The sequence below is a fragment of the Actinoplanes ianthinogenes genome, from assembly GCF_018324205.1.
GTDB lineage: Bacteria > Actinomycetota > Actinomycetes > Mycobacteriales > Micromonosporaceae > Actinoplanes > Actinoplanes ianthinogenes.
The window spans coordinates 9,666,724-9,691,751 of record NZ_AP023356.1; the positions used below are offsets into that span (position 1 = coordinate 9,666,724).

Here is a 25,028-nt window from a genome sequence, read left to right on the forward strand (position 1 = left end):
GCGGATCGGGCGTGGCCTGCACCACGCCCGATCCGGTGATCAGCAGCCGTTGCGGGCGGCGCTGACCGCGATGTCGTCGTACCAGAGGGTGTCGGCGCCGTCGCCGTAGCTCTCCCAGCCCAGCCGCAGATCGGTCAGGGCCGGGCGCCAGGTGCGGTTGAGCCACTGGCTGTCGACGTCGTGCGTCGGGGTGCCGTCCTCCAGCAGGCCGGGCACCGAGGTGTTGTTGAGCCAGGTCTCGATGGTCCCGTTGCTGCCGTCGACCTTGAACTCCACGCAGTTCCAGGTCCCGACCGGGAGCGGCTTGGACAGCGCCACCCCGGCTGGGCTCTGCTCCGGCAACGTCGCGTCGTCGGAGGCCCGGTTGAACTGGAGGGCCCCGTTCTGCCCGCCGAAGCGCAGGTCCTTGCCGTTGTCATTGGCGTCGGCCATGGCCACCGCCGTGACGTGCGCGGCGGGCAGGGCGGTCGTGTGCTTCACCCAGTAGCGGATGTAGCGGACGCTCGACGTACCCAAAAGGTCGGTGTTGCGGGCGAAAACGTGGTTGCAGTAACCGGCGGCGCCGTTGATCCGCAGGGACGTGGAGCCGCTGTGCGCGACCGTCTTGTCGATCGTGGCGGTGCCGGCGCCGGAGCAGTCCGGGCTGGTCACCGACCACGAGCCGGACGGCGCCGAGCCGGCCTGCGACTCGAAGCCGTCACAGCGGACCGTGGCCCCGCAGTCCGCCGGGGGCGGCGGAGACGCGGACGACTGCGAGGGCGACGGAGATGCGGACGACTGCGAGGGCGACGGCAGGCCGGACGCGTCACTGGGGACCGGCTCCGGCCCGCACGTCACCCCGTTGAACCGGAACGTGGCCGGGGCCGGGTTCGATCCCGAGTACGTCCCCTGGAAGCCGAAGCTGGTCGACGCGCCGGTGCCGAGCGAACCGTTCCACCCGACGCTGGTGGCGGTCACCGCGGCGCCGGTCTGCCGCACCGTCGCGTTCCAGGCCGAGGTGACCTGCTGGTTGCCGGCGAAGTCCCAGGCCAGGGTCCAGGAGGTGACCGCCGCGCCGAGGTTGGTGACCTTGACGTCGGCGGTGAAGCCGGTGTTCCAGCTGTTGGCCGTCCAGGTGACGTCGCACGTGGCGGCGGCGTGGGCCGGGCCCAGGCCGACGACGCCGATGGCGGCGCCGGCCAGGACCACGACCGAGGCTATCGGGACCAGCCTCATGAGCACGTCACGCCGTTGAGCTTGACCGCGGCCGGGGCGCTGGCCGTGCCGTTGGCGGTGAATCCGACCGTGGCCGAGGCGCCCGCCGCGAGCGACAGCGCGTGGCTCGGCGCGGCCGCCGTGACCGTCGTCCCGCTCTGGGTGACCGTGGCGTTCCAGCCGTTGTTCAGCGTCACCCCGGACGGCCAGGTCCAGGTCACCTGCCACGGGTTGACCGCCGCGGTGCCGGTGTTCTGCACCTTGAGCTGGCCCTGGAAGCCGCCCTGCCACGCGTTGTCCTGGGTGTACGTGGCCTTGCAGCCACCGGTCGGCACCGGCGGGGTCGAGGTGGACGGGGACGTCGACCCGGACGGCTGCGGGTTGGTGCCGCCGCCGACCGGCGGGATCAGGTACGGCGAGATGATCGCCTGCTTGGCCTGGTTGATCGTGGTCCAGTCGTCGTTGGCGATGCCGCCGGTGTCGCCCGAGTTCGGGTTCCACGACCAGTAGGTGAACGACATCCCGTTGACGCCGGTGCCGGTGTATTTCAGCAGCTCCTGGAGCCAGATCTTGTCGACGTTGGCCTGCAGGGTGGTGCCGAACTCACCCATCATGATCGGGGCGATGTTCTGCTTGTACAGGTAACCCCAGTACTTGTCCCAGATGGCCGGCATGTTCGCCGGGTAGGCCGGGTCGTCGAACCACGCCTGGTGGTAGACCGAGGTGGCGTACTCGTGCGGTGAGTAGACGAGGCGGTTCGCGACGTCCAGGCGTACCGGGAACTGGCCCGCCTTGGACAGGTTGCCGCCCCACCAGCCGCAGTCCTCGTCGTTGCTGGTGTCGTTGTCCCAGACGTTGGAGAGGCCGCCGCTGGGGCAGCTGACGCCCTCGACGAAGATCAGCCAGTTGGGCTGGACCGCCAGGATCGCGTTGCCGGCGCGCTCGGCGGCCAGCCGCCAGTCGCGGGCGGTGTCGCCGCAGCCCCAGCAGGCGCCGGTCGCGGCCGGGTTGGTGCCCTCGGCGTGCGGCTCGTTGTGCAGGTCGGCGCCGATCACCGTGGTGTTGCCCGCGTAGCGCTGCGCCAGCGCCTTCCAGTCCGCGATCCAGGTGCTTTCCGGTACGGCCGAGGTGTACCAGAGCGGCGTCTGTCCCGCCGAGGTCGGCCGGTGCCGGTCCAGGATGATCCGCATGCCCTTGGTCCCGGCGTACGCGATCACCTTGTCCAGGATCTGCAACGGGGAGAGCCCGACCAGGTCCGGGTTGGTGAAGTCGTTGATGCCGGTGGCGGTGGCGCCGGCCTTGATCGCGTCGTCGGAGAACGGGACCCGCAGCGTGTTGTAGCCGAGCGAGGCCATCGTGTCGATCTGGCTCTTCCACGGGTTGCTGGACCACAGCCCGTGGAAGGTCTTGTTGTCGGTCTCCATGCCGAACCAGTTGATGCCGGTCAGCCGGACGGTGGCGCCCGTGCTGTCGACGATCTTGTTGCCGCTGGTGTGCAGGTAGCCGGTTCCGGTGCCACCGGTGGCGGCGGCTGCTGGCTGGGCCAGCGCGATGGCCGTCGAGACGGCCGCGGCGGCCAGCACGGTGACGCCGGCCAGCCATTTACGGGGATTCATGGGTGGGAGCTCCTTCGAGAACGGAAGGCGTTCCCGACATGGTTACATGGGAGCGCTCCCACTAACAATGTTCATCAATGGTTTCGAAACTGATTCAGCCCGCGCCCGCGTGGACCGCCCTAGGAAGACTCCTCCGGGGCGACGGCCCGGGGACGGTCCCAGCCGTGGGCCGGCAGGAACGGGGCCGGCCAGTAGGGGTCCGGGCAGAACGTCAGGTGGGTGCCGTCGAACGGGAAGGCCGCCGACTCGACCGCCCGCACCACCCGCTCCCCCTCGGCCCGGATCTCCGCCGCCCGCGCCGCGTCCCAGTAGGCCGGATGCCCGATCCGCTCCAGGTACTCGTGCTCGTCCTTCCACCGCCACGACCGGTCCGGCATGACCACCAGGTCCAGCGCGTGATCGAAGGTGTCCACCCCGCCGGACCAGCGCACCGGCGGGTCCTCGAGGTTGACGTACCACCGGTTCAGCGTGAGGTCCGGGTTGAACATCCACCACACCGAATGCGCGTGCCCGGGCCGGAACAGGTGCAGCACGTGCAGCCCCGACCACTCCAGCGGCGCCAGCGTCCACTCCACGGTGTCCCGCTCGGCCAACGGGACCTCCCGCCGGTCCCGGCCGTCCACCGTCCGCCGGAACAGGTACTTCGTCCCGATCGGCCGCCAGGTCAGCAGCCCCCGGTCGTCGTCGGCGATGACCCGCTGCGGGATGACCAGCACCAGCTGACCATCAGCACGGAAATCACGGTAGAGAAGGTCACGGCCGATCACTGAACTCACGGTCGTGAGCATAGAGGCCGCCCAATTTTCGGTACGCCCGGAGCACACTGCTCGGGTGATCCACTTCCGGCCACCGACCGGGCGGCGGTGCGGGAGGGAGCCCGGTTGCCGATGGGCGATCATCGCGCCGGGTAGGCTCGCGGACGGCGGCCTCACGCTCGGCATCTCGGTGCCGGTCATGGGCGTGCACGGGGATCGGGAGGAACACATGGACTTTCAGGGTGTGGAAGAGGAATCCGAGGGGATCGGAGCGGCGCCGTCGGTGGCGCGACTGCTTCTGGAGCTTCGCGGGCGGACCACCGTCGAGGTCAAGCCGGTCGGTCGCAGCATCCAGGTCCGGCCGCAGGGCGCGCGGAACGTGGCGGTGCACATCCACCCCGGCGGCGTCGACATCGCGGTGGCGCGGGCGCAGGCGGACGAGGTGGCCGGCACCATCTACGGCGCGACGGTGAAGGATCCGGACGACCCGGTGCCGTTCGTCTCGGTCGAGGGCGACCTGATCGACGCCAACTATGACGCGATCCTGGACGCCGCGGTGCAGGCGGTCGAGATGCGCCGGGCCGGCGGACCGGCCAAGGCGCCGCGCACCCCGCGGGCCGCGGCGACCCCGCGAGCGGCCGGCTCCTCCCGGGCCGCGGCGCCGAAGGCCACGCGCCCCGCACCCCGCCCGGACCGCCCGATCTGCCCCCGCTGCCGGCAGTATGAGCTGCTCGCCAGCGGCGAGTGCCCGTCCGGCTACTGCTGACCGGCCGGTATCGACACGCGATCGAGAGAGGGCGTCCTCGCTGAGGGCGCCCTCTCTCGTGGCGTCATCCGGGGGCACACGCCTGGTCAGCCGGCGCCCGCGCCCGATCCGAGCGACGGGCGCTGTCACTCGGCGGTCAAGCCGCGGGCGCTGTCACTCGGCGGTCAAACCGCAGGCGCTGTCACTCGGCGGCCAAACCGCAGGCGCTGCCACTCGGCGGCCAAACCGCAGGCGCTGCCACTCGGCGGCCAAACCGCAGGCGCTGCCACTCGGCGGCCAAACCGCAGGCGCTGCCACTCGGCGGCCAAACCGCAGGCGCTGCCACTCGGCGGCCAAACCGCAGGCGCTGCCACTCGGCGGCCAAACCGCAGGCGCTGTCAGTCGGTGGTCAGGCGGCGGGCGAGGGCGGCCGGGGGCAGGCCGGCGAATTCGACTGATTCGCGAGTGAGGTGGGCCTGGTCGGTGTAGCCGACGCGGATCGCGAGGTCGGCGATGGTGCCCTCGCCCAGCAGGCTCAGGAAGCGGCGGAAGCGGAACACCCGCTGCAACGTCTTGGGGCCGTAGCCGACCGCGGCGCTGAACCGGCGCCGCAGTTGCCGGTCACCGATCCCGAGATGGTCGCCGAGTGCCGGGATCCGCGTCCGGGGATCCCTCAGCAAGCGCACCGCCTCCAGCAGCGCCGGGTCCGGCGGGCGCTCCTCGGACAGCACGCCGGTCAGCGTCACCAGGCGGCGCAGCGCCTCCCCCGGCGCCAGATCGCCCGGCAGCCCGGCGGCCGCTTCGGGGCGGAGGTCGGTCAGGTCCGGGCGCAGATTCTGCAGGGGTTCCAACGGTACGCCGAGCAGCGTCCCGCCCGCGCCCGGCCGCAGCCGCACCCCGACCAGCGTGCGGCCGCCCGGCGTGTGGTCCGGCACCGGACCGGTGTCCGGACCGGCCAGGAACGCCCCGCGCCCACTCTCCCAGATCAGGTCGACACACCCGTCCGGCAGGATCGGCCGCCGCTCCGGCCACGGCTCGGGCGACAGCTCCGGCGCCGACCCGGACGAGACCAGGTCCGGCCCGGATGGCAGCCCCTCCCCGGGCCCGGCCCACAACGCCGACTCCGGCCCGGACCACAAAGCCGACTCCGGCCCGGACCACAAAGCCGACTCGGGCCCGGACCACAGCGCCGACTCCGGCCCGGACCACAGCGCCGACGTAGACCCGGACCACAGCGCCGACTCCGGCCCGGACCACAGCGCCGACGTAGACCCGGACGGCAGCCCCGATTCCGGTCCGGACACCATCCCGGACCGAGACTCGGACGACAGCTTCGACTCCAGCTCGGGCGACAGCTCCGGCAGCGGCCTCGGCCGAGGCTTGACGGACAGCGGCGAGGGCGGTGCGTCTGGGATCGTGCTGCGCCACAGGCAGACGGCGACGCTTCGCAGCGCTGCCGGTGGCGCCCACTCCTTGTAGCCCATGTCCGATTCATACAAGACGGACGGCGGTCCGCGCATCTAGCGTGCGTGTCATGACCGATGAGTTCCTCGCCGCCGACCGGTTCCTTCAGGCTGAAGCACGTTTGCTGGAGCGCCGCCTCTTCGACACTCTGTTCCGGGGCGCGCCCGCCACCGGCGTGGTCGATGTGGTGCGCGGCTATCGGAACGCGGACGGCGGGTTCGGGCACGGCCTGGAACCGGACAAGCGCTGCCCGGTCAGCCTGCCGATCGACGTGGAGGTGGCGGTCCAGGCGCTCGCCGCGGCCGGGGCCGTCGCGCCGGACCTGCTGGGGCCGGCGTGTGACTACCTCAGTGGAGTCGCCGCGGCCGACGGCTCGGTGCCGCTGGCGTTTCCGGTGATCGAGGACTATCCGCGGGCGGCGCACTGGACGGACTGGACCTACGTGCCCGGCCTGAACCCGACGGCCGGGCTGGCCGGGCTGCTGCACCGGCTGGACTTCGCGCACCCGTGGCGGGACGCGGCCACCGGCTACTGCTGGCGGGTGATCGAGTCCGGGGAACTGCCCGACGAGGTGCACGCGCTGGGCGAGGCGATGACGTTCCTCGCGCACGTGCCGGACCGGGCGCGGGCGGAGAAGGCGGCCCCGGCGGTGCTGGAGCGGATGACGGCGTCGCCGATGTTCCAGCCGGTGCCGAAACCCGGCGAGTACGGACTGACCCCGCTGCACGTGGCCGCCACCGCCGACTCGCCGTGGCGGCGACTGTTCGACGACGGCCAGCTTGACGCGCACCTCGACCACCTCGCCGCCGCGCAGCAGGCGGACGGCGGCTGGCCGATCACCTGGGACCCGCCGAGCGACGCTTCCCGGCTGGAGTGGCGCGGGATCGTGACGGTGCAGGCGGTGCGGACGCTCAGGTCGTACCGAAAGATGTGATCTTGCCGGGGGAAACCGGCGTCGCGCGGCTGCGGTGACGACGGACCGCGTCGCGGTTGGCGCACGACGGCGAGCAGTAGCGCTGGCGGCCGGTGCGGCTCAGGTCGGCGAACGGGCGGTCGCATCCGGCGGCCGCGCACCGGCCCAGGCGGTGCATGCCGCGGCCGGACAGGTGCAGGGCGGTGCCGACGCTGATCAGGGCGCGCAGGGCGGCGGCGAGAGGGCGGCCGGGGTCGCGATAGTGCAGGTGCCAGCCGTCGTCGGCGTGGTTGGTGAGGCGGGGGTGAGCGGCGGCCTGCGCCAGCAGCGCGTTGAGCCGGTCGGCGCGGGCGGTCTCGTCGGGGGCGTCGACGACGCCGAGCCAGGCGTCGAGGAAACGCTCGGTCTCGGTGAGGTCGGCGTCGCTCGCGGGCACGTCGATGACCAGGCCGGCGGCGGCGCAGCGACGGCCCAGGTCGGCCGCGGTCGCGGGCGGGTCGGTCACCAGGTCGAGGGCCAGGCGCACCGGATCTTCGCCGTAAGGGTTGATGTGCACAATGGCATTACACCACGCTGGACGCATGGACGAACATGCCTGGCAGACCCGATCCACCCATGCGACCAGTGAGGGGCTGGTCCGCTACCAGTCCTGTGCCTGCTGTGGACGCTGGCGCCTCGTCGTCGACCGGGTGCGCACCACCACCGCGATCAGGGTGCCCACGTCGTGACGGCCGGAAGCCGTCCGGCTCGGCCGCGGCGCGGGCCGCCGCGTACCGCGGTCAGCCGAGCAGCTGCTGGAGGCGCTCGCGCGCGTCGGTGTCCCGGAACTCGACCCACCAGCGGGCCGCGGCGAGCAGGTCGTCGACCGCCTTGTCGTCGGAGTGCAGGTATTCCCGGGCGCGCTCGACCGCGCTCTCGCGGCGATCCTCGGCGAGGGCGTCGACGAACGCCTCCCACCGGTCGCGGCCGAGGGCTTTGGCGAACGGCTGCCCGGCCAGGAAGGCGCGGGCGGCGGAGGCGGCCGGCTCGGTGGCCTGCGCGAGCAGCTCCGGGCCGACCTTCAGCAACGCTTTCTCCAGCTCGGCGCCGGGCGGGACGCCGACCTCCATCCAGACGTGCTCGCTGAGGGCGAGCAGGTCGGACACCACCTCGGGCGACGGTGACGGCTGCTCGGCGAGCAGAGCGAGGCCGCCGTACATCCCGGTCTGCATGGACATCGCGATCAGCGTCCAGCGGGCGACGTCGTCGCCGGGATCCCGGGCCAGGCACTGCCGGGCGAACTCGCCGAGCTTGTACCAGGTGGCGCGATAGTTCGTCCGGGCCCAGAAGGCGTCGCTGCGCGGGAGGGCGTCCAGCCGGTCGAAGAGGGTGATCATGGAACGGTTCGCGCGGTCGACGAAACCGTCGCTCTCGAAGACACCTCCCGCACGTTCCAGGTCACCGATCTCCATGAATGCTCCCTCTACAGTGGTCGGTCGGCTCGCGGTGCGGCGAGCTCAAGGGGTGTCGTGGGTGACGGCACCGCCGGGGGTTGGGCGTCCGGCAACGGGACGCGATGCTCGGGGGTGGTCCGCGCCCGGGTGCGGTGATGGGGGAAGTTCGCGCTGGTGGTGGCCGGGCCGGATACGGTGAACCATACGACGTCCGCGCCAGCCGCGCTTGCCGGGCACGCCGTCCGGCCTCAGGTCCGGGCCGGGGTGACGAAACGGACCGGCCCCGCGCGGGTGGGCGCGGGGCCGGGGGCCTTGCTCAGGGCGTACCGAAAAAGGGCGGTCGTCAGGCGCGCATGACCGTGGCGATCGGGATGCGGGCGGCCCGCAGGGCCGGGATGAAGCCGCCGAGGATGCCCGCCACCAGGCCGGCGATGATCCCGGAGACGCCGGCCGACCAGGGGAACTCGACGTTCTGGAGGAACGGCTGGGAAGAACCGAGGAACATCGCCAGGACCTTGAGGCCGGCGACGCTCAGGCCGATCGCCAGGGCGGCGGTGAGCAGGCCGGTGAGCAGGGTCTCGGCCAGCACGATGCCGGCCAGCACGGCCCGTGGCGTGCCGACCGCGCGGCGCAGGGCGAACTCCTCGATGCGTTCGCCGACGGTGGCGAGGCCGACGTTGAGGACGCCGGCGGCGCCGATCACCAGGACCAGACCGGCCATCGCCAGGAAGATCATGCGGAGCAGGTTCAGCTCGTCCTTCATCTGCTTGCGCATGTTGATCGTGTCGGCGGTGATGCCCTGCGCGCCGAGACCGGTGAGCTTGGCCATCAGGACCGGCTCGACCGGGGTGGAGCCGGCCATCGCGACCTGCACGTCACCCATCTGGTTCGGGTCGTAGAGCCACGCCTTCGGCACCCAGTTGGTGAGGTCGTCGAAGCGCAGGTAGGCGTGCGGCGACGGGTCACCGTCCTTGACCACGCCGATGAACTGCGGGGTCATGTTCGCGGTGGCGCCCGCCACCCGCATCTCGGCCGGCACCTGGTAGCGGGCGAAGCCCTTGGCGGCCTCCTCGTTGAGCACCAGCCGCGGGGACATCACCGGCCCGCTGCCGAAGTCGAGCCACTGGCCGGACTTCAGCTGGTAGGGCCGGAACGGCCGGACGTCCCCGGTCAGCGCGGTGAGCCGCATCTCGATCGCCTGGCCCTGGGGGGCGCCCGCATTCGGGTCGTAGCACCCGTTCTGGTTGCAGATCTGCGATCCGCCGCCCCAGTCCTGGTCGAACGGCGACCCGCCCTCGTTGATCGGCCGCACCCCGGGCTCGCCGATCGTGGCGCTCATATTGAACAGGGCGACCGCGTCGGCCCGCCCGTGCACGGTGTCGACGACGGCCTGGTTCGCCCCGGGGACCGTCGGCATGTAGAGCACCTTGGTGCCGTCGATGCCCGAGTTCAGCTCGACGTCGGCGAGCTGGAGGCGCTCGGCGATGCCGGCACCGGCCTGGACCACGACGACCGCGAGGACGCCGAGGAACAGGCTGACCATGGACAGGAAGGTGCGCAGCTTGCGGGCCCGGATGCCCTGCATGCCGATGATCGTGGCGGTCCGCAGCCGGCCGGAGAGACGCATCACGCGGGCACCCGCTCACTGAGCACGCCGGCCTCCAGGTCGACGATCCGGCCCATCCGGGCGGCGTGGTCCCGGTCGTGGGTGACCAGGATCAGCGCGCAGCCGCGGGTGGTCGCGTCGAGCAGCGCGTCGATGACGATGGTGCCGGTCTCGATGTCCAGGGCGCCGGTCGGCTCGTCGGCCAGCAGGATCTGCGGCTCCCGGACCAGGGCGCGGGCGATCGCCACCCGCTGCTGCTCGCCGCCGGACATCTTGGCCGGCCGGTTTTTCGCCAGGTGGGCGATGCCGACCTGGTCGAGGGCGTTCATCACCCGGGTACGGCGTTCCCGGCGGGACAGCCAGCCCTGGCCGTTGATCAGGGCCATCGCCACGTTCTGCGCCGCGGTCAGGTGCTTGAGCAGGAAGAACCGCTGGAACACGAAGCCGAAGTGCGAGCTGCGCAGCTTGGCGGCGTGCCGCTCGGGCAGCCGGCTGATGTCCCGGCCGTTGAGCGCGTAGGTGCCGGAGTCCGGGCGGTCGAACAGGCCCAGGACGCTGAGCAGGGTGCTCTTGCCGGAGCCGGAGCGGCCGACGATGGCGACGCTCTCCCCCGCCCGCACGGTCAGGTCGACGCCGTCGAGGATGGTCCGCGGCTGCTCCTGACCCTTGAGCACCTTGGAGATGCCGGTGAGTTCGATCAGCTCGCTCATCCGACGGGGCCCGCGCCGGTCGGGGCGACGGTGGGCAGGTTCGGACCCGGCACCGCGATGGTCTCGTCGCCCTTGAGGCCCTTCTTGATCTCGACGACCTTGCCGTCGGTCAGGCCGAGCACCACGTCCACCGTCTTGCGGGTGTGGTCCTCGCCGGTGACGATGTCGACCTTGCCCTTGCCCTGCGAGCCGGCGACCGCCTCGACCGGCAGCACCAACACGTTCGACGCGCGATCGGTGACCACCTCGAGGGTGACGTCGGCGCCGTTGATCAGCTTGACGCTCGCCGGGGGCACGCAGACCAGGCGCATGCCGGTCGGCTCGGAGCCGCCGCTGCTGCCGGCGCCCGGGTCGCCCTCGACCGGGGCGGCCGGGGCGGACGCGTTCGGGGTCGGGGAGGCGCTGGTGGCGGCCGGCTCGGGCACGGTGCCGGCCGGCAGGGCGGCGATGGTGCCGAGCGTCTTGCACTTGAACGGCCCCGGACCGTTCTTGATCTGCGCCTGGACGGTCTTGACCGCGCCGGAGATCCGGTACGCCTGATCACTGCCGATGTCCGCGACGATCCCGTACCCGGAGTGCTGCGCGGACACCACCGGCATCCCCTTGGCGACGTCGGCGTGGTCCTCCATCAGCCGGCCCGCGAAGGTCGCGCCCTTGGGGATCTCCACCCGGCGCGGGAACCCGTCGTGCCAGACGCTGGCCACCCACTCCGGGCTGCTCACCGGGGTCTTCGACGGCACCCGCACGACCCAGCGCAGCTCGCCGTCGGTCGGCGCGACGATCCCGAAGACCGGGTTGATGGTCACCTTGCCGGAGAGGCTGACCTGGTTGCTCAGGTCCTGGCGGGTGGGCTGGACGGTGGTCAGCACCGTGCCCCGGTCGGCCAGCTCGGGCGTGGCGGCTTCCTCGCCGCCCGACGTGCAGCCGGCGACCACGAACCCCAGCAACACCACGCTCAGCCGGACAGGCATGCTCGCCTTCACCCGGATCCCCCGTCGTCGATGTGATCAATTGCGGGGCGAAGGGTACCGGACGCCGTCAACTCCAAGAAACCGGCGAAGCGACCTCTGCGGCTAACTTGAGTTTTAACGTGCGGCCTGGCGGTATCGACCCTGGCTGATCATGGAGACAGCCCTTGATTGATGATCTTCTTGTCTAGGGAAGAAAACCGAATCAAGGGCTGTCTGTTGATCAGTGTGCACGACGCTGTTCCGGCTGACGCGGTCGGGCAGCTGACCGCGTTTAGGCAGGAGTTCCACCGCTGCCTGAGCCGCCGTCCGGATGCTTTGTTCGAGCTGGTGGACGCGCTGTTGTGCGGGGACGGCCCGGTGATCTCGCTGCCCGAGCTGTCACTGACCGGTGAACATCGGCGCAGTCATGGTTCGCTGTACGCGGCCCTGAGCCGCGGCCGTATCGACGTCGACCGGCTACGGACCGCCTTGGCCTCGGTCACCGTCCCGAGAGCCGCTGACGGACGGATCGTCCTGGCCGTGGACGTGACCTGCTGGCTGCGACCCGAGGCCCACACCAGCCCGCAACGGGTGCTCTGCCACACCTACGGCCGCGGCAAGGACACCCACATCATGGTCCCGGGCTGGCCATACTCACTGGTCACCGCCCTGGAGACCGGCCGCAGCTCGTGGACCGCACCCCTGGACGCCCGCCGCCTGGCACCCGGCGACGACACTGCCACGATCACCGCCGGGCAACTCCGCGACGTGGTCGAACGGCTCATCGCCGCCGGACACTGGCAGCCCGGCGACCCCGACATCTGGATCGTCGCCGACGCCGGCTACGACGGACCCCGACTGGCGTTCCTGCTCACCGACCTGCCCGTGCAGATCCTGGTCAGGATGCGCTCCGACCGAGTCCTGCGCCGGCCCGCACCAGCCCGGACGCCAGGCACGACCGGCCGTCCGCCCCGCCACGGCGGCGAGTTCCTCTTCGGCGACCCTGCCAGCTGGGGCGAGCCCGACGCGGCTACCACGACCGACACCCGCCTCTACGGCGCCGCGACCGCCCGAGCCTGGCACCGGCTGCATCCGCGTCTGACTCACCGCACCGCCTGGATCAGCCAAAACGGGCAGCTACCGATCATCGAGGGCACCGTCATCAGACTGAGCGTCGAACAACTGCCGTCCGGCGGCAACCCGAAACCGGTCTGGCTCTGGTGGTCCCACCCCACCGCCGACAGCCACGAAGTCAACCTGGCCTGGCAGGCATTCCTCCGCAGGTTCGACATCGAGCACACCTTCCGCATGCTCAAACAGACCCTCGGCTGGACCCGCCCAAAACTACGCGACCCCGAGGCCGCCGACCGCTGGGCCTGGCTCGTGCTGGCGGCCTACACCCAACTGCGACTCGCCCGAGCAGCGGTCAGCGACCTACGCCGCCCCTGGGAACGACCCATGCCTGCCGAACGGCTCACGCCCGCCCGCGTCCGGCGCGGGTTTCGGAACCTGCACAGCAGGACCGGCAGTCCTACTGCTGCACCGAAACCCTCCCGGCCAGGCCCCGGACGCCCACCCGGCCGCCGCAACAACCAGCCGGCCACCCGCCACGACGTCCACATCGTCACCAGCCCAAACACCAGCCCAAGCGACAAGACGAAGAGAATCTCGAGCAGACCCAGACCACGCCGCACCGGTTAAAACTCAAGCTAAGGCCTGTTTCATAACCCGGCCGAGTGCGAGGCGAGGTCAGGAGTGTGGCTGGCAACGGCCGCGATTTGCCCGCATACCGGTGTTGTATGCGGGCAAATCGCGGACGCTGCCAGGCGCGCTCCTGGCCACGCCGCAGCCCCGGTCGGGTTATGAAACAGGCCTTAGTCTCGCGGCGTGATGCTGCTGGTTCCCAAAGACGTCCTGCGGCCGCGCCGCCCCGACGAGCACTTCGCCGACGAGGCCGCGGCTGCCCGGCAGGCCGGGATCGAGGTCGCCGTGATCGACCACGATGCCCTGACCCGCGGGGACTCGGCGGACGAGGCGGTGGCCCGGGTGCCGGGCGGCGCGGACGCGGTCTATCGCGGGTGGATGCTGCGGGCGTCGCACTACCAGGCGATGGCCGCGGCGCTGGAGCGGCGCGGGGTCACGCTACGGACCGGACCGTCGCGGTATCGGCGGGCGCACGAGCTGCCCGGGTGGTACGCGGCGGCGGCCGGGCACACGCCGGAGTCGGTGTGGACCACCGGGGACGGCCGGGAGGACTTCGCCGCGGCGTGTGCGGGGCTGGGGTCCGGGGCGGCGGTGCTGCGCGACTACACCAAGTCGATGAAGCACTACTGGGACGAGGCGGCGTACATCCCGGACATCGCGGACGTCGAGGCCGCCTGGCGGGTGGCGAGCCGGTTCCGGGAGTTGCGGGACGACGAGTTCACAGGTGGGTTCGTGCTGCGGCGCTTCGAGGACTTCATCGGGGCGGAGGTGCGGACCTGGTGGGCCGGCGGCGAGTGCCGGCTGGTCACGGCACATCCGGATACGCCCGGGGAGCAGCCACCGGCCGATCTGGACGTGACGGTGTTCGCGGGGCTCATGCGTACGGTGAACCTGCCTTTCGCCACCGCCGACCTGGCCCGGCGGGGCGACCGCGAGTGGCGCCTGGTCGAAATCGGCGACGGGCAGGTCAGCGATCGGCCGCGGAGCACTCCGGCGGAGGAGTTGATCGCCGCGCTTCACAGGGACGGCAGGCGGTCGCGGGAGGACGGCGCCACGCCCTGATCGAGGAAGAAGACGTAGGCCTGGAGGTGGCGGGCGAGGTCGCCGTCCAGGTAGGTGAGATAGTCGCGGAGGCCGGTGGCGGCCTCGCGCTCCTGGCCGCGGTCGGACTCCGCGAACGCGCGGTGCTTGGCGGTCAGCCATTCACGCAGGCGAGAGCGGTCGTCCCACCAGGCGCGGACCGACGACGGCGTCCAGTGGGCGTCGCCGTCGCGGGCCCAGCCGATCGTGGGGTCGTCGGCCATGCCGCGCAGGACCAGGCGCAACTCGTCGAGGGTCCGGGGCTGGCGGTAGAGGAACTCCGAGTCGTGGCCGCCGTCGCCGCCGTAGAGGATGTGGCGCGGGGCGTGCGCGCGGCCGACCCAGCAGTTGTCGGTGCCGGCGGCGTAGAACGGGCCGGGGACGTTGCGCCAGTTCCGCTCCGCGAACACGCCGCCGAACCGGGGCCGGTCGGGAACGGCGTCGACGTGGGGCACTGGAGCCCAGTACAGCGGCCGCCCGTCGTCGATCGACATGCGCGGAAGCATGCCACACCCGGAACCGGGCGGGCGGCGTACCGTGTCGGGCATGCCGGAGGGCTTGGCGCAAGCGCACGTTGAGCGGTTCAACAACGCGGTGACCAGCGGGGACTGGTCGCCGTTCGTCGAGGCTCTGCACCCGGACGCGGTGATGAGGTTCGTCGGGGTGCCGGCCGGACCGCGGCGGGGCCGGGAGGCGATCGCGGCAGCCTACGCGGCGGAGCCGCCGGACGACACGATCGGGATCGCGGGCGTGCGGGCCGACGGTGAGCGGGACGTCGTGGACTTCGCCTGGTCTCGTGGGGGCAGTGGGACGCTGACGCTGCGCTACTTGGACGGGCAGGTCGTGGAGCTGACGGTGACAACATCGATGGCCAGGCCGCGCCCGGGACGATGACGACCTTGGTGGCGTACCGAACTGGATGGCGGCCTCCTCGGCGCTGACGGCGTAGACGGTTCAGGGCCGAACGACCCGATGTTCCGACGCCGGGCAGGCCGTTCGGCCCTGCCCTGATCTCGCTGTGCGGGGTTGTGCTGAGGAAAACCCCTTTGGGAGGAGTGATGAACGACTACCCCGTACGCGTCGACGCGCATCGGGACGCGTCGCTGAGCCGCTGGCTCTGGCTGGTCAAGTGGCTCCTGCTGATCCCGCACTTCATCGTCCTGGCGGTGCTCTGGATCGGCCTGCTGGTGGTCACCCTGGTGGCGTACCTGGCGATCCTGTTCACCGGCCGCTATCCCCCGGCGCTGCGCACCTACACCATCGGCGTGCTGCGCTGGACCTGGCGGGTCGGCTACTACGGCTACGAGGCGCTGGGCACCGACCGGTACCCGCCGTTCACCCTGGCCGACGTGCCGGACTACCCGGCCCGGTTCGCGGTCGCCGAGCCGGAGCACATCCCCCGGTGGCTGCCGCTGCTGGCGTGGCTGTTCGCGCTGCCGCACCTGATCCTGCTCGGCGCGCTGACGTCCGCGGTGACCTGGAACACTCCGGAGGGTTATCGCACCTCGATGAGCGTGCTGGGCGCCGCGGTGCTGATCCTCGGGCTGGCGCTGCTGTTCACCGGCCGGTTCCTGGACGGGCTGCACGACCTGCTGGTCGGGATCGCGCGGTGGCAGTTGCGGGTGATGGCGTATCTGACGCTGCTCACCCCGCGATACCCGCCGTTCCGGCTGGACCAGGGCGGGATGGAACCCCCGGCGGAACCCTCGGGGCCGCCCGCCGCTCCGCACTACTAGCCCGCCGCTGACCCACCGCCCTGGTGGCGGTCGGCCTGGTCGTGCTGGGGGTCCGGCTCGGACGCCGGCACACTCTCTACGGCGCTCCACTCTCTACGGCGCTCCACGTAAGATCATGGAGTGATTGAGGGCACCGCCCCGCTGCTGCTCCATCGAGCCTCGCGCCGGACCGGCTGAAGGACAGCGACAGCGATGGACCGAGCACTGCTGGCGGACTTCCTCCGGGCGCGCCGGGAGAAGCTGCAACCGGAGGACGTCGGGCTCCCCCGAGGCTCCCGGCGTCGTACCGGTGGGCTGCGCCGGGAGGAGCTCGCGGCGCTGGCCGGCATGTCCACCGACTACTACAGCCGGATCGAGCAGCAGCGCGGCCCGATGCCGTCCGAGCAGATGATCGGCGCGCTGGCGCGGGCGCTGCACCTGAGCCCGAGCGAAAAGGAGCACCTGTTCGCCCTCAGCGGGCACTCGGCGCCCCGGCGGGTGCAGCGCGACGAGCGGGCCAGCCTCACCATGCGGCACATCGTCGAGCGGCTCCCGGACACCCCGGCGATCGTGTTCTCCCGGTTCGGCGAGGCCCTGCTGCAGACGCCGAAGGCGGTCGCCCTGTTCGGCGACTACACCCGGTTCACCGGCATGGCCCGATACCTGGTCTACCGCTGGTTCACCGATCCGCGGCAGCGGGCGCTCTATCCGCCCGAGGACCATGCGCTGCGGGGACGGGTCTTCACGGTGGACATCCGGGCGGCGTACACGGCCGACCCGACCGGCACGGCCGGCGAGATCATCGAGGCGCTGCTGGCGGTCAGCCCCGAGTTCGCCGAGGTCTGGCGGCTGCACGAGGTGGACGTCACCCACCACCACGACCTCAAACGCTATCGGCACCCGGAGCTGGGCGAGCTGGAGCTGTACGGCCGGCGGCTGCTGGACCCCGACGAGGGCCAGGAGTTGCTGGTCTTCCTGGCGACGCCGGGCTCGCCGAGCGAGGCGAAGCTGCGGGACCTGCGCTCATCCTCGGACATTCTGTCCTAGGTTGTCTTCGCCCTTCCTCCGATTCCGGGGTCGCGCGACGCTGGCAGCGCCGACGAAGACCGAAGGAAGAGGATTCCGATGAAGGCAGTGCGTTTCCACGAGTACGGCGACCCGGCCGTCCTGCGCTACGAGGACGTGGAGCAGCCCGTCCCCGGCGCCGGCCAGGTGCTGATCCGGGTCGCCGCGACCTCGTTCAACGGCGTCGACGGCAACATCCGCGCCGGTTTCATGCAGGGGCCGATCCCGGTGGCGCTGCCGCACACGCCCGGCATCGACGTGTCCGGCACGGTCGCGGAGCTGGGCGCGGACGTCACCGGGTTCCAGGTCGGTGACCGGGTCGTCGGGTTCCTGCCGATGACCGGCGACGGCGCGGCCGCAGAATACGTGCTGGCCCCGGCCGGGATTCTCGCGCCGGCGCCCACCACGATCCCGCTGGTCGACGCGGCCGCGCTGCCGATCGTCGGGCTCACCGCGTGGCAGGCGCTGTTCGACCACGCGAAGCTCACCCGCGGGCAGCGGATCCTGATCAACGGCGCCGGCGGGGCGGTCGGCGGGTTGGCCGCGCAGCTGGCCGCAAACGCCGGGGCAGACGTGATCGCCGTGACCGGCCCGCGCCGCGGTGGCACGACGCTGGACCAGGTCACCGATCCGGTGGACGTGGTGCTCAACCTGGCGCCGATCGACCCGGCTCAGCTGGCGGCGCTGCTCGACCTGATCCGTCCGGGCGGGGTGCTGGTCAACACCACGGTGTGGATGCCGGCGCCCAGCGACGAACAGCGCGGCGTCCGCGGCATCGACCTGTTCGTCAGCAGCGACGCCGGTCAGCTGGCGGGACTGGTCGCGCTGGTCGACTCCGGCGAGTTGCGGGTCGACGTGGCCCAGCGGGTCCCGCTCGCGGAGCTGCCGGCCGTGCACGCCCAGGCCGCCGCCGGCGAGCTGCCCGGCAAGACGGTCGTCGTCGCGCCCACCGCCTGACGCTCCCCCGGGCAGGGACGGGCCGTCCTTGCCCGGGGCGGCGGCGTGATGCGACGCTTCATCGAGGTTCCTGATGCACCACCGGCGCCGTTACCTCAAGGAGCGGAAACGTGGAAATCACCGGATTCCTCACCGCGATCATCATCGGCCTGATCATCGGAGCGCTCGGCCGGCTCGTGGTCCCCGGCAAGCAGAACATCCCGATCTGGCTCACCCTGCTCATCGGCGTGGTCGCCGCCCTGCTCGGCACGTTCCTCGCCGCCGCCATCGGCGTGGCCGACACCCGCGGCATCGACTGGATCGAGCTCGCCCTCCAGGTGGGCCTCGCCGCGGTCGGCGTCGCCCTCGTGGCCGGGGTCCGGGGACGACGCCACTACTGACCGGTCCGCTACGGGCACTCGGTCCGGTAATACGCGGCGCGCATCAACTCCTGCATGTCGCCGAGCATCGGCATCCGCGGGTTGGCCGGGGCGCACTGGTCCTCGTACGCGTTGAGGGCCTGCTGCGGCAGCGCCGCTAGAAACGCCTTCTCGTCCACACCGAGTTCCGCGAACGACGACTCGATCCCCACCGCCGTCCGCAGCGTCTCCACCGCCGCCGCGAGGGCCTCGACCGCCTCGGCCGGGGTCGTCGCCGGCAGCCCCAGCATCGCCGCGATGTCGGCGAAGCGCTGCGGCGCCCGGTAGTTCTCGTACTTGGGCCAGCCAGAGAGCTTCGACGGGGTGGTGCCGTTGTAGCGGATGACGTGCGGGAGCAGGACCGCGTTCGTCCGGCCGTGCGCGACGTGGAAGGTGGCGCCGAGCGTGTGCGACATGGCGTGCACGATCCCGAGGAAGGCGCTGCCGAACGCCATCCCGGCGATGGTGCCGGCGTTGTGCATCCGCTCCCGGGCCTCGCTGTCGCCGTGCACCACCGACTTCTCCAGGTTGGCGAAGATCAGCCGGATGGCGTGCAGCGCCAGGCCGTCGGTGAAGTCGTTGGCGTACACCGACACGTACGCCTCGATCGCGTGGGTGAGCGCGTCGAACCCGCTGTCCGCGGCGATCACCCGGGGCAGGCTCGCGGTCAGCGCCGGGTCGACGATCGCCACGGTCGGGGTGAGCGCGTAGTCGGCGAGCGGGTACTTCTTGCCGGTCCGGTGGTCGGTGATCACCGCGAACGGGGTCACCTCGGCACCGGTCCCGGAGGTGGTCGGGATGCAGACCAGGCTGGCCTTCTCCCCCAGCGTCGGGAAGGTGAACGCCCGCTTGCGGATGTCGAAGAACTTCTCCCGCATGTCGTCGAAGTCAACCTCCGGGTGCTCGTACTTGAGCCACATCACCTTGGCGGCGTCCATCGCCGAGCCGCCGCCGAGCGCGATGATGGTGTCCGGGTGGAACGAGCGCATCAGCTCCGCGCCACGTTCGACGGTGGTCATCCGGGGCTCCGGCTCCACGTCGTCGATGATCTGGAGGACCACCCGGTTCGGCCGGCTCTGGAGCACCCGGTCGATGCGCTCGACGAATCCGAGCCGGGTCATCGTCTCGTCGGTGACCACGGTGACCCGCCGCACGTCCGGCATGTCGCTGAGGTACCGGATCGCGTGCGGCTCGAAGTAGATCTTCGACGGCACCTTGAACCACTGGAGGTTGTTGGTCCGCCGGCCGATCCGCTTCACGTTGATCAGGTTGGCCGCCGACACGTTGTTGGACACCGAGTTGTGCCCGTAACTGCCGCAGCCGAGGGTCAGCGAGGGCAGGAACGCGTTGTACATGTCGCCGATGCCGCCCTGCGAGGCCGGCGAGTTCCAGATCACCCGTACCGCCTTGACCCGCCGGCCGAACTCGATGACCAGCTGTTCGTCCGCAGTGTGGATCACGGCGCTGTGGCCGAGTCCGTGGAACTCCACCATCTGGAGCGCGGCGCGCAGCCCCTCCTCGCGGGAGTGCACCCGCAGCACCGCCAGGACCGGGCAGAGCTTCTCCCGGGTCAGCGGCTCGCGGGGCCCGATCTCGCCCACCTCGGCCAGGATGATCGAGGTCTGGGGCGGGACGGTGAACCCCGCCTGCTCGGCGATCCAGGCCGCCGGCTGTCCCACCACCTTCGGGTTGAGGCCACCGGCCCCGAAGATGTACTCCTCCAGCAGGCGCTTCTCGTCGGCCGTGGCGACGTGGGCGCGCAGGCCGCGGAACTCGTCCAGCGCCGCGCCGTAGATCTCGTCGTCGATGATCGCGGCCTGCTCGGACGCGCAGATCATGCCGTTGTCGAAGGACTTCGAGAGCACGATGTCGTTGACCGCGCGGGACAGCTTCGCGGTGGCCTCGATGTAGGCCGGCACGTTGCCGGCGCCGACGCCCAGGGCGGGCTTACCGGCCGAGTACGCCGCGCGGACCATGGCGTTGCCGCCGGTGGCCAGGATCGTCGCGACCCCCGGGTGGTGCATGAGCGCCGTGGTGGCCTCGACCGACGGGTGCTCGATCCACTGCACGCAGTTCTCCGGCGCGCCCGCGGCGACCGCGGCGTCCCGCACGATCCGGGCGGCCTCGGCGCTGCACCGCTGGGCGGCCGGGTGGAAGGCGAAGACGATCGGGTTGCGGGTCTTCAGCGCGATCAGCGCCTTGAAGACGGTCGTCGACGTGGGGTTGGTGACCGGGGTGATGCCGGCGACCACGCCGACCGGGTCGGCGATCTCGGTGATCCCGCTGATCTCGTCGTGGCTGATCACGCCGACCGTGCGCAGCTTCGCCATGCTGTGCGTGACGTGCTCGCAGGCGAAGATGTTCTTGACCGCCTTGTCCTCGAAGACACCCCGGCCGGTCTCCTCCACGGCCAGCTGGGCGAGCGCCGCATGCCGGTCGAGGGCCGCGACCGAGGCCTTCTTGACGATGTAGTCGATCTTCTCCTGGTCGAAGCCGTCGTACTCGGCGAGCGCCTTGAGAGCGGCGGTCACCAGGGCGTCCACCTCGATCGTGACATCGGTGGGCTGAACGGTCACGGCCGTCTCCTTCACTCGTGGTCGGACACCTCCAGCCTGATCCACTGAGTACCCGGCAGACAGGGCCACAGGTCCCGGACGGCCGGTTGCGAACGGCCCGATCACGACGAACTCGTGACTCACGCCCCCGCGCTGGGGTCGCCCTTCTCGGGCGCGGACAGCGGATGCTTCTCCGCCTCCCGGGCGGCGAGCCGTTCCAGGGCACGCTGGTACTGCGCGCGGTTGATCTCGCCACGGACGAGTTGGGCGGTCAGTGCGCCTTCGAGAGTGGTCGCCCGGGTAGGCGGGTCGCCGGCCGGCGGGGAGGCGGCGCTGTTCGTCAGTTTCGGTCCGCCGAGGGCCGGCCATCTGGCGAGCGCGACCGCGAACAGCACGGCCATCGTGAACAGGACCAGGAAGAGCATGACCTCGGCCTCCTTCGACGACGTCCAGAACCGGGACGCGACCTGGCGTCGAATCATGGCCCGGCTCGAGATGACGCACACACCCGTCGAGGGTCGCTCAGCCGCCTCGGCGGTAGTGGTCGGCGATCAACAGCGCGACGGCAGCGGCGACCAGGACGCAGGTCAGCACCACGCCGGCCGCGCCCCACGCGACCATCGCGACCGACAGCAGGCCCCAGAGCAGCCCGCCGAAGACGGCGACGGCTATCCGCACCTGGCGTGGCCACCGCCGTCGCCCGGCCAGCCCGGGAAAGTCGTCGACCAGCCGGGCGACGATCCGGTCGAACTCTCGCTGGTCCCTGTCGCTTTCCACCGGGCCACCTCCGCGTTGGAGCCCCGACTTCTCGCCTACCAGAGTAGGCCGCCCAGCGCCGCGCTCCTTCGTCCGCTCCGAACAAAAATCAAATTCCGCTTTCCGTACGCCCGGAGCACTCCCGTCCGCACCCGTCCACGCCGGACCGCCGCCACCCCGGACCGCCACGCGCCTCCGATCCCCACCCGGGTCCGCCTCGCGCGGATCGGATGCGCGACTGCGGCGTACCGGAAAGGGGTGTGGAATATGGATGTTCCGGTCAGGCTATGGCGCGGACGCCGATGCCGAGTCCGACCAGGACCACCAGGGCCGCGGTGGCGGTGGGGGCGCCGGCGGCGGCTCGGCGGCCCCAATGGGTCAGGCGGGCGCTGACGCGGCCGGTCCAGCGGCCGTTGCTGATCAGGTGGGAGAGGCGGCGTTGGGCGACCACCAGGAGCAGGCCGACCGCGGTGAGGGTGGCAGCCATGCCGATGCCGTAGGCGATGACCAGTGCCACCCCGAGTCCGGCCCGGCCCAGGCCGATCGCGCCGAGCAGGACCACCAGCGCCGACGGGCTGGGCACCAGGCCACCGGCGAGACCGATTCCGGCCAGCCCGAGACGCCGCCGCAGCCGGCTCCCCCGTCCGTGCGCATGGCCGTGGCCCGGAACGGACTCCCGGCTGTCCCCATGGCTGACCTCGTGCCCGTCTTCGTGCGCCGGCTCGCGGCCGGCATCGTGCCCATGACCGTGATCGGGTGCGGCCTCGTGGCTGTGGCCGTGCGCGTGCTCGCGCTCACGGCTGACGCCATGGTCGTGCCCGTGTTCGTGCGCGGGCCCCCGGCTGACGTCGTGCACACGACCGTTCTCGTGCGCGGGCTCCCGGCCGTCGCCGTGGTGGTGCCCGTGGGTGTGGCTGTGGCGGTGGGGATGAACGTGGGCGTGGGCGCCGGGGCCGTGGTGGTGGTGGCGGGCGTGGGGGCCGGGGCCGTGGTGGTGGGTGTGGACGGTTCCGGGGCGGCGGGCGGCGATCAGCATGGTCACGCCTACGGCCGCGACCAGGAGACCGCTGGTCAGGCCGAGAGCGGTCAGGACCTGTTCACCGGCCAGGGCGGTCGAGGTGCTCAGCAGCAGGCCCAGCAGGAGCACTCCGCCGGTGTGGGCGAGGGTGACCGTGCCGCCCACGGCCAGGGCGTCCCGGATTCGCCCCTGGCGGCCGGCGAAGTAAGCGGCCATGACGGTCTTGCCGTGGCCGGGGAGGGCCGCGTGGCCGGCGCCCAGCAGCAGTGCCAGGAGGAACGCCAGCCCGACCACCAGCGGGGTGAGGTGCCCGCCGAGTGCCTTCTCGACGCGGGTCTGCGCGGCCATGAGCCAGGTCGGGCCGGCCGCGCGGATCGCCGGGCGGTCGGCGGCGGCCACCGTGCCCGGCGCGCCGACGCGGATCGTCGCGGAGCGCACGTCCAGCGCCGAGGAAAGCAGGTCGCGCGGGTAGTTGCGGAGCTGGCCGGAGACGCTTTCGGCGGGCAGGGTGGACGCGGCGAGGCCGACCCCGGCGCCGGCCGCGGTCATCTCGCGCCAGCCGACCCGGTCGGTGCGATAGGCGTTGTCCACGGTCAGCGCGGACCGGTCGGCGAGGTGGGTGGGCGCGGTCAGCGTACAGTCGAGGCGGCCGGTGGACAGGCCGCCCGCGCCGGGAGTGACCGCATAGGACCGGGCGGGCACCGTCCACGTCAGGCGCCGGCCGTCCACCGACACCGTGAAGGCCGACGCCAGGTGGGCGCACTCCGCCTGCGCGTAACCGGCGCGCTCGGCCGGGGACAGGGTGCCGTCCCGGTCGGTGTCGGCGCGGGTGCGGTCCTGGAGGGTGGGGATCTCGGCGACGTCGACGGCCGCGGTGACCTCGACACGGTCCGGGTGCAGGGTCAGCCCGGCGTACTGGTTGACCGAGAAATTGCTGATCGGGTGGGCCTGGGCCGGCGTGGCGGGCCAGGCGAGGAGGCCGGCGGCCGCGACGATCGTGCCGAGGAGGTACTTCTTCATCGGTTCCCTCCGGGAGGGGTCAGGGCGGCGAGGGCTCGGCGGGCGATCGGGGCCTCGACCGGGGAGAAGTACGGGTTGGTGGCCAGGGCACGGGCCAGTTCGGTACGGGCTTCGGCCGGCCGGCCCAGGCCGAGCTGGATCATGCCGAGGTGGTAGGCGTAGACGGCGGGGCGCGCGCCGCCGGCGAGGGCGCGTTGGGCGTACCGAAAAGCCTCTTTGTCCTTGCCGTCCTGGTGCAGTGCCCAGGCGAGCGTGTCGGCCACGTCGGGGTGCCGGCGGCGGGTCCACTCGGCGCGGGCGGCGGTGACCGCGTCGGACGGGCGGCCCTGGGCCAGGGCGAGGGCGGCGGTGGCGAGTCCGTCGGTGCCGCCGTTCGCGGTGAACAGGCGGTCCGCGGCGTCGGCCAGGGCCAGCTGCTCGGCGGCCTCGCTCCCCCGGCCGGCGGCGCGCAGCAGCTCGGCGTATTCGACCAGGGTGGACGGGCCGGGCAGGCGCGCGGTGAGGTCGGCGTAACCGGACAGGTCGCCGTGCGCGGCCCGGATCTTGGCGGTGCCGGCGAGGGCGCCGAGCGCGGCCGGATCGGCGGTCAGCGCCGCCGCATACTCACCGGTCGCGGCCTCCAGGTCGCCCCGGGCGAACGCCAGGTCGCCCAGCTGGGTGCGGCAGAACGCGACGTCGTGCCGGTCCACCGCGTCGTTCAGGGCCCGGCGCATCAGGTCGTCCGCCTCGGCGATCCGGCCGTGCAGTTCCAGGTCGTAGGAGGCCCGGGCGTAGGCCGCGAGCCCCGGCCGCAGGTCGAGCATCCGCTGCACCGCGCCGGTGGCGCCGGGCGCGTCGCCGAGCTGGGTGAGCGCGTCGGCCAGCACCCCGTACGCGTCGGCGTCGTGATCGTTGACCGCGAGCGCCGCGCGGGCCTGTGCCCGGGCGGTCGCGAAGTCGTGCCGCGCGTTGGCCAGCGCGCCGAGCACCACCAGCGCGTCACTGTTGCCGTCGCGCCGCAGCTGGAGGGAGCGGCGGGCGGCCTGCTCGGCCTTCGGGTAGAGCCCGGGGTCGGCGGTGATCCGCGCCTGCTCCAGGTAGGCCCCGCCGAGCGCGGCCCAGCCCGGCCAGTCCCCGGGCACGTCCCGCAGTTGCCGCTGGGCGCGGGCAACCCGGGCGGCCAGCACGTCGGCGGCCGGCGGGGCGGCGACCTGGTTCGCGGGCGTGGCCGGGGCCGTGGCGCGCGGACGGATCAGCACGGCCGCCACGCCGAGCAGGACGGCCGCGAGCGCGGCGGCCAGAGCGAGCCGGGTCAGGGCACGTCGCATGGTGTTCCTCCCAGGAGAGCGAGCGGGTGGGCGCGCACGGGATGCGGGCGCGCCCACCCGGGAACTG

General features: G+C 72.0%; 25 protein-coding genes. 10 read left to right on the forward strand and 15 right to left on the reverse strand.

Annotated elements, in window-relative coordinates:
* Positions 1-39 precede the first annotated feature (39 nt).
* The 3 genes from Aiant_RS46820 to Aiant_RS44195 all read right to left on the reverse strand — a co-directional run bounded on the left by Aiant_RS46820 (position 40) and on the right by Aiant_RS44195 (position 3,586).
* Positions 40-1,215, reverse strand: a complete 1,176-nt coding sequence (locus Aiant_RS46820; protein WP_189330593.1) for a cellulose-binding domain-containing protein — start codon at positions 1,213-1,215, stop codon at positions 40-42.
* The gene (locus tag Aiant_RS44190) at positions 1,212-2,810 is read right to left on the reverse strand and encodes a cellulase family glycosylhydrolase (RefSeq protein ID WP_189330594.1); all 1,599 of its coding nucleotides are present in this window, start codon (positions 2,808-2,810) and stop codon (positions 1,212-1,214) included. Before Aiant_RS44190 ends, Aiant_RS46820 begins: the two co-directional genes overlap by 4 nt.
* A 119-nt stretch (positions 2,811-2,929) precedes the next feature.
* Complete coding sequence (locus tag Aiant_RS44195) at positions 2,930-3,586, reverse strand: ribonuclease FAU-1 family protein (protein WP_189330595.1); 657 nt, start codon at positions 3,584-3,586, stop codon at positions 2,930-2,932.
* Between the two features lie 208 nt (positions 3,587-3,794).
* On the opposite strand from Aiant_RS44195, the gene Aiant_RS44200 reads away from it, so the two are divergent.
* Positions 3,795-4,331 carry a hypothetical protein gene (locus tag Aiant_RS44200; RefSeq protein WP_189330596.1) on the forward strand — a complete coding sequence of 179 codons (537 nt, stop codon included), beginning with the start codon at positions 3,795-3,797 and terminating at the stop codon, positions 4,329-4,331.
* A gap of 377 nt (positions 4,332-4,708) precedes the next feature.
* Here the strand turns inward: Aiant_RS44200 and Aiant_RS44205 are convergent, their stop codons facing one another.
* Positions 4,709-5,794 (reverse strand): helix-turn-helix domain-containing protein, encoded by a 1,086-nt coding sequence (locus Aiant_RS44205; RefSeq protein WP_189330597.1) that lies wholly within the window; start codon positions 5,792-5,794, stop codon positions 4,709-4,711.
* A gap of 50 nt (positions 5,795-5,844) precedes the next feature.
* On the opposite strand from Aiant_RS44205, the gene Aiant_RS44210 reads away from it, so the two are divergent.
* Positions 5,845-6,708, forward strand: a complete 864-nt coding sequence (locus Aiant_RS44210) for a hypothetical protein (RefSeq protein WP_189330598.1) — start codon at positions 5,845-5,847, stop codon at positions 6,706-6,708.
* Here the strand turns inward: Aiant_RS44210 and Aiant_RS44215 are convergent.
* On the reverse strand, positions 6,686-7,243 hold the full coding sequence (locus Aiant_RS44215; RefSeq protein WP_189330599.1) for a CGNR zinc finger domain-containing protein: 558 nt from the start codon (positions 7,241-7,243) through the stop codon (positions 6,686-6,688). The two genes, Aiant_RS44210 and Aiant_RS44215, sit on opposite strands and share 23 nt — an antisense overlap.
* A 25-nt stretch (positions 7,244-7,268) precedes the next feature.
* Between Aiant_RS44215 and Aiant_RS44220 the strand changes: the two genes are divergently transcribed.
* A complete protein-coding gene (locus tag Aiant_RS44220) occupies positions 7,269-7,415 on the forward strand; it encodes a hypothetical protein (protein ID WP_189330600.1) in 147 nt (48 codons plus the stop codon).
* Positions 7,416-7,466: 51 nt separating this feature from the next.
* Here the strand turns inward: Aiant_RS44220 and Aiant_RS44225 are convergent, their stop codons facing one another.
* The 4 genes from Aiant_RS44225 to Aiant_RS44240 all read right to left on the reverse strand — a co-directional run bounded on the left by Aiant_RS44225 (position 7,467) and on the right by Aiant_RS44240 (position 11,407).
* A complete protein-coding gene (locus Aiant_RS44225) occupies positions 7,467-8,138 on the reverse strand; it encodes a hypothetical protein (RefSeq protein WP_189330601.1) in 672 nt (223 codons plus the stop codon).
* Positions 8,139-8,463: 325 nt separating this feature from the next.
* The gene (locus Aiant_RS44230) at positions 8,464-9,747 is read right to left on the reverse strand and encodes an ABC transporter permease (RefSeq protein ID WP_229830031.1); all 1,284 of its coding nucleotides are present in this window, start codon (positions 9,745-9,747) and stop codon (positions 8,464-8,466) included.
* Entirely contained in the window at positions 9,747-10,436 is a 690-nt protein-coding gene (locus tag Aiant_RS44235) for an ABC transporter ATP-binding protein (RefSeq protein ID WP_189330603.1), read from the reverse strand. Before Aiant_RS44235 ends, Aiant_RS44230 begins: the two co-directional genes overlap by 1 nt.
* Entirely contained in the window at positions 10,433-11,407 is a 975-nt protein-coding gene (locus tag Aiant_RS44240; protein WP_189330604.1) for an efflux RND transporter periplasmic adaptor subunit, read from the reverse strand. Before Aiant_RS44240 ends, Aiant_RS44235 begins: the two co-directional genes overlap by 4 nt.
* Positions 11,408-11,623: 216 nt before the next feature.
* On the opposite strand from Aiant_RS44240, the gene Aiant_RS44245 reads away from it, so the two are divergent.
* Positions 11,624-13,087 (forward strand): NF041680 family putative transposase, encoded by a 1,464-nt coding sequence (locus tag Aiant_RS44245; RefSeq protein ID WP_212846531.1) that lies wholly within the window; start codon positions 11,624-11,626, stop codon positions 13,085-13,087.
* 189 nt (positions 13,088-13,276) lie between these two features.
* Positions 13,277-14,152 (forward strand): ATP-grasp domain-containing protein, encoded by an 876-nt coding sequence (locus tag Aiant_RS44250; RefSeq protein ID WP_189335543.1) that lies wholly within the window; start codon positions 13,277-13,279, stop codon positions 14,150-14,152.
* On the opposite strand, the gene Aiant_RS44255 is transcribed toward Aiant_RS44250, so the two are convergent.
* Positions 14,107-14,664 carry a hypothetical protein gene (locus Aiant_RS44255; RefSeq protein WP_212846844.1) on the reverse strand — a complete coding sequence of 186 codons (558 nt, stop codon included), beginning with the start codon at positions 14,662-14,664 and terminating at the stop codon, positions 14,107-14,109. The genes Aiant_RS44250 and Aiant_RS44255 overlap by 46 nt on opposite strands.
* Before the next feature lie 52 nt (positions 14,665-14,716).
* Between Aiant_RS44255 and Aiant_RS44260 the strand changes: the two genes are divergently transcribed.
* From Aiant_RS44260 to Aiant_RS44280, 5 genes are all read left to right on the forward strand, one after another.
* Complete coding sequence (locus Aiant_RS44260; RefSeq protein WP_189335529.1) at positions 14,717-15,064, forward strand: nuclear transport factor 2 family protein; 348 nt, start codon at positions 14,717-14,719, stop codon at positions 15,062-15,064.
* Between the two features lie 164 nt (positions 15,065-15,228).
* Positions 15,229-15,906, forward strand: a complete 678-nt coding sequence (locus Aiant_RS44265) for a DUF4389 domain-containing protein (protein WP_189335528.1) — start codon at positions 15,229-15,231, stop codon at positions 15,904-15,906.
* Positions 15,907-16,098: 192 nt separating this feature from the next.
* A complete protein-coding gene (locus Aiant_RS44270) occupies positions 16,099-16,932 on the forward strand; it encodes a helix-turn-helix transcriptional regulator (RefSeq protein WP_189335527.1) in 834 nt (277 codons plus the stop codon).
* A gap of 78 nt (positions 16,933-17,010) precedes the next feature.
* Positions 17,011-17,907, forward strand: a complete 897-nt coding sequence (locus Aiant_RS44275) for an NADP-dependent oxidoreductase (RefSeq protein WP_189335526.1) — start codon at positions 17,011-17,013, stop codon at positions 17,905-17,907.
* Between the two features lie 110 nt (positions 17,908-18,017).
* Positions 18,018-18,287, forward strand: a complete 270-nt coding sequence (locus Aiant_RS44280) for a GlsB/YeaQ/YmgE family stress response membrane protein (RefSeq protein WP_189335525.1) — start codon at positions 18,018-18,020, stop codon at positions 18,285-18,287.
* 8 nt (positions 18,288-18,295) lie between these two features.
* Here Aiant_RS44280 and adhE read toward each other — a convergent pair whose 3' ends face one another.
* The 5 genes from adhE to Aiant_RS44300 form a co-directional block, all read right to left on the reverse strand.
* Entirely contained in the window at positions 18,296-20,881 is a 2,586-nt protein-coding gene (gene adhE / locus Aiant_RS44285) for a bifunctional acetaldehyde-CoA/alcohol dehydrogenase (protein WP_229831237.1), read from the reverse strand.
* Between the two features lie 119 nt (positions 20,882-21,000).
* On the reverse strand, positions 21,001-21,342 hold the full coding sequence (locus Aiant_RS46385; protein WP_229831235.1) for a hypothetical protein: 342 nt from the start codon (positions 21,340-21,342) through the stop codon (positions 21,001-21,003).
* 40 nt (positions 21,343-21,382) lie between these two features.
* Positions 21,383-21,637, reverse strand: a complete 255-nt coding sequence (locus Aiant_RS44290) for a hypothetical protein (RefSeq protein WP_189335523.1) — start codon at positions 21,635-21,637, stop codon at positions 21,383-21,385.
* A 259-nt stretch (positions 21,638-21,896) separates the two neighbouring features.
* Entirely contained in the window at positions 21,897-23,654 is a 1,758-nt protein-coding gene (locus tag Aiant_RS44295; protein WP_189335522.1) for a sulfite exporter TauE/SafE family protein, read from the reverse strand.
* Positions 23,651-24,961, reverse strand: coding sequence for a tetratricopeptide repeat protein (locus tag Aiant_RS44300; protein ID WP_189335521.1), 1,311 nt, complete (start codon positions 24,959-24,961; stop codon positions 23,651-23,653). Before Aiant_RS44300 ends, Aiant_RS44295 begins: the two co-directional genes overlap by 4 nt.
* Positions 24,962-25,028 lie beyond the last annotated feature (67 nt).